Origin of the sequence: Bartonella capreoli (assembly GCF_902813205.1) — a bacterium.
Taxonomy (GTDB): Bacteria; Pseudomonadota; Alphaproteobacteria; order Rhizobiales; family Rhizobiaceae; genus Bartonella; species Bartonella schoenbuchensis.
Map to the genome: position 1 here is coordinate 1 of NZ_CADDZX010000401.1, position 384 is coordinate 384.

The window sequence follows — 384 nt, forward strand, 5'->3', positions numbered from 1 at the left end:
TAAGTATAGCTCTCTTACCTTTTTGTGTGAAAGCAATGTGCTTATCTGGTCCTTCAATACGTTCTTGAAGCCATGCTTTTTGAGCAGGATCAGAAATATGCATATATTCCACACCTATCGTTGAACAATAGGTACGATTGAGGATCTCAAGCATTTGTGGAATAGTTGCATATTCCAGCCCTAAAACATGATCAATAAAAATGGGTCTCTCATAATCAGCAGGAGTAAAACCGTAAGCTTCTGGAGAAAGTTCCTTGTAATCCTCAATTTTTTCCGCCAATTGGAGAGGATCGAGCCGAGCACGAAGATGCCCACGTGCACGAAAAGCACGAATCATCATGAGCGCATGAACAGAATCACGCGTTGCTTGAATAATATCCTGTT

The 384-nt window shown here is 41.1% G+C and carries 1 pseudogene; it reads right to left on the reverse strand.

Annotation, left to right across the window (positions count from 1 at the left end):
• Positions 1-384, reverse strand: a pseudogene (sucA, locus tag J7R05_RS08995) (2-oxoglutarate dehydrogenase E1 component); the annotation flags it as partial.